The organism is Micromonospora sp. S-DT3-3-22 (assembly GCF_015354745.1).
Lineage (GTDB): Bacteria > Actinomycetota > Actinomycetes > Mycobacteriales > Micromonosporaceae > Micromonospora > Micromonospora wenchangensis.
The window spans coordinates 1-3,401 of sequence record NZ_JACGMO010000245.1; the positions used below are offsets into that span (position 1 = coordinate 1).

The window sequence follows — 3,401 nt, forward strand, 5'->3', positions numbered from 1 at the left end:
CGGCGGCGGGAGCGCCCCGCCGCCGCCACCATCGCAGCCCGGCCCAGCCGGCCGCGGCGGCGAGCAGGGCCAGCAGCAGCCACGGCGGGGCCCACACCCCGGCGGTACGGACCACCGGCGGCAGCGCGGTGTCCGTGGTGGTCGCCGCGATGTCGACCTCGGCGGTCAGCCGCAGCAGCGGGGGTACGCCGGTGATCCGTTCGGTGACGGTGAAGGTGGCCCCGGGCAGCAGTTCCGGCAGGTCGGTGGGGGCGGTGCGGGCCTGTTCCCGGCCGAACGGCGCGCGCACGGTCACCGTGCCGCTGCCGCCGACCCGGACGTTGCCGTCGTTGCGCAGCCGGTAGCGGACCACCAGGTCGCCGCCGCCGAACGGGTTGACCGGGTTGTCGTACGCGACGTCGACCGCCTCCACGGTGACGGCCGGCCGGACCGGGCCGGTGACCCGCAGGTAGACCCGGGCGGCGAGCCGCTGGTCGACCAGGACGCGCTGCCCGTCGGCGGTGGTCCGGACCCGGGCGACAGCACCGATCACGCCGCCGGTGTGGTCGCCGGGGGTGGCGTTGGCCGGCACGGTGAGCCGGAACGGGATGTCGACCCGCTTGCCCGCCGGAATCGTCCACTCCCGACGCGCGACGCTGATCCACGAGCCCACGTCGGTGGCCGGCCGGTCCGCCGGCAGCAGGGCGAACGCGCCGTCGGTGGAGGTGTACGCGTCGGTGCCGTACACGTCGAAGGTGAGCGGGCGGTCGCCGAGGTTGGTGACGCCGACGTGGTCGGTCAGGGTGCTGCCGGGGGCCAGGTCGTAGATGAAGTAGTTGCGCCCGGTCGGGCCCTTGGCGCTGGACGGCTGGACGGCCCAGCGCGCCGCGCCGGTCTCCCCGGCGGCGGCCTTCGGGGCGGGCGACGGGGCGGGCGCGGCGGGGGCCGGTGCGGGCGTGGCCGTGGCCACGAGCAGCGCGGCGGCGGCGACGGCGCTCGCCCGGGACAGGGTGGTACGCAGGGACATGCCGGGCTCCGGGAACGTGATCGGGCCCGGTGGGGCGGGTGGCGCGCCCGTCCCACCGGGGTGGTGCCGAATCAGGAGAGGGTGAGGGTGAGCACCGCGCTGTAGTCGCCCGCCGGGGCGGACGCCGGAACCCCGAGCTGGAGTTCGGCTCCACAGGTGAAGGTGCCGTTGCTCGCGCCGGTCGCCGAGGTGCACAGCGCCCGAGCGGTGCCGAGACCGGCGCCGGGCGCGGCGGGCGCGCCCGGGGTGACCACGCCGGGGGTGCCGGCGAGGCCGTCGGTGCCGACGGCGGCGTTCGGCGTCCACCCGAGGTTGTCCGCGGCGATCGCGCCGCCGGTGGCCGAGGCGAAGTCGGAGACCTGCCCGACGAGGCTCCAGCCGGCGTTGGTGCCGCGCAGGTCGGCCACCGTGGCGGTGTTCAGCGCCCCGGTGGTGACCTGCCCGTTGCTGACCGGCGGCAGGGCGACCGTGGCGCCGGCCACGCCGAGGGTCAGCGCGCCACCGGTGACGGTGGCGGTGATCTGCTGGTCGGCGTCGCCGCCGCCGGTCGGAGCGCGGGTGAAGGTCACCGGGGTGAAGGTGTCCTGGCTCCGGTCGGCCGCGCCCCGGGCGGCGAAGGTGATCACGTAGCACTGCACGGCCGTGCAGTCGACCTGCGCGCCGGTGCGGTCGGTGTAGACCGCGCTGATCGGCAGGGTGGTGCGGAACGTGCCGTCGGCGTTGAGCCGGTCCCGGGCCTCGGTCGGCTCGTTCGTCTTGTTCACCCACTTGGTGACCTGGAGGACACCGGCGTTCGTCCAGTGCTCGTCGACCTTCGGGCCGAAGGAGACGTAGATCCCCGCCGCCCCGTTGGCCTCCGGGTCGAAGCCGCTGCCGGTGACCGTGACGGTCGCCCCGGCCGGGTCGAGCCCGGTGGCGGGGGTGACGCCGACGGCCGGTCCGGCCGGTTCGCCGCCGCCACCGGTGGAGAAGGTGAACGACAGCGGGTCGAGCGCGGTGCCGGCGGTGTAGAAGCCGTTGAACGCCGAGGCGCCCTCGGCGGTCAGCGTCGCCGCCAGGTCGGTAGCGGTCACCGTGCCGCCGCTGCCACCGGGGTTGCCGTCGCTGACGGTGATGGTGGCGATGGTGGCCTGGCGGACCGAGACCGGCTCGGCCGCCGTGGTGGTGAGGTCCACGTCCGCCTTGACGGCGGCTGTGCCACCGGTCACGACGATCGTCGGGCTGGCCAGCGCGATGGTGAAGAAGTGCGCCGGGTACGAGAAGACGATCTTCCCGCCGTACTCGGCGTCGATGGCGTCGGTGCCGGCGTCGTATGTGCCGCCCTTCGCCGGGAAGGTGAAGGTGCCGTCGCTGTTGATGCGGGCGCCGTCGCTGGCGGCGATCGGCGGGTTGCCGTTGCCGGTGTTCACGTAGGCGCGGAACGACGCCTTGAAACCCCAGGTCAGGCTGCCGGAGCTGATCTCCGTCCCGGCGGCCTGGGCGGGGCTGACCCCGACGAGGACGGTCGACGCGCCGAGCAGGGCGACCGCCGCCCAGCGCAACGACCGCCACCGACCGGCATTGGTTCTGGATCTGACCATGCTGCTCCCTCTGTGGTGCCCAATACGGACAGTGGTTGAGGTTAGGCAAACCTAACTACTGCGGCATCCGGTAAAGCGGCCGAAGATCTTGGACCGAAGAACCTCTTGTGAACAGCGGATCAGTCGCTTAGGTTAGGCAAACCTTAGCTACGGTCGGTGTGGTAGCCGGCCCGATCCGTCATGGGAGGAGCCTGATGCGGGCACTGCCTCGCGCCATCCTGACCGCCGCCGCGATCACTGTCAGTATCGGTGTGGGGTCGACGCCGGCCCACGCCGGCACCGGGCGGGGCCCCGCCGGGCAGACCCTCACCGCCACCCCCACCAGCGGCGTGGCCCGCACCGGGGCGACGGTCACCGTCACCGGCAGCGGGTACGACGTCACCAAGGGCATCTACGTCGCCTTCTGCGTGGACAACGGCGTCGGCGTCGCCCCCAGCCCGTGCGGCGGCGGCGTCGACACCACCGGCAGCACCGGCGCGTCGCACTGGATCTCGTCCGACCCACCCTCCTACGGGGAGGGACTGGCCGTCCCGTACGGCCCGGGCGGCTCGTTCCGGGTGACCCTCACCGTGAACCCCCGCATCGGCACGGTCGACTGCACCGTCCGCCGGTGCGTGGTCACCTCCCGCGCCGACCACACCCGCACCGCCGACCGCTCCCAGGACGTCCGGGTGCCGGTCACCTTCGCCGCCGCCGCGACGCCCGCGCCGACCCGCACCCCGGCCGCCGCCCCGGCGACCGCCGGTGCCGGCGGCGCCGCCCGGACCACCCCGCCGGCGGCGGCCCCGACCGGCGCGGCCGGCACCCCCGCCGGC

At 74.9% G+C, this 3,401-nt stretch carries 3 protein-coding genes; 1 reads left to right on the forward strand and 2 read right to left on the reverse strand.

Annotation, left to right across the window (positions count from 1 at the left end; genetic code table 11):
• On the reverse strand, positions 1–1,006 hold a 1,006-nt coding region (locus H1A17_RS33770; protein ID WP_194823784.1), incomplete at its 3' end, for a WxL protein peptidoglycan domain-containing protein.
• Positions 1,007–1,077: 71 nt separating this feature from the next.
• Positions 1,078–2,586 carry an HtaA domain-containing protein gene (locus tag H1A17_RS33775; protein ID WP_194823785.1) on the reverse strand — a complete coding sequence of 503 codons (1,509 nt, stop codon included), beginning with the start codon at positions 2,584–2,586 and terminating at the stop codon, positions 1,078–1,080.
• A gap of 194 nt (positions 2,587–2,780) precedes the next feature.
• Here H1A17_RS33775 and H1A17_RS33780 point away from each other — a divergent pair.
• The coding region (locus H1A17_RS33780; RefSeq protein WP_194823786.1) for a hypothetical protein at positions 2,781–3,401 on the forward strand (621 nt) is incomplete at its 3' end.

Bases quoted from the DNA above. Each gene is read 5' to 3' on its own strand.
- H1A17_RS33775 (WP_194823785.1), bottom strand. From the start codon at position 2,586: ATGGTCAGATCCAGAACCAATGCCGGTCGGTGGCGGTCGTTGCGCTGG.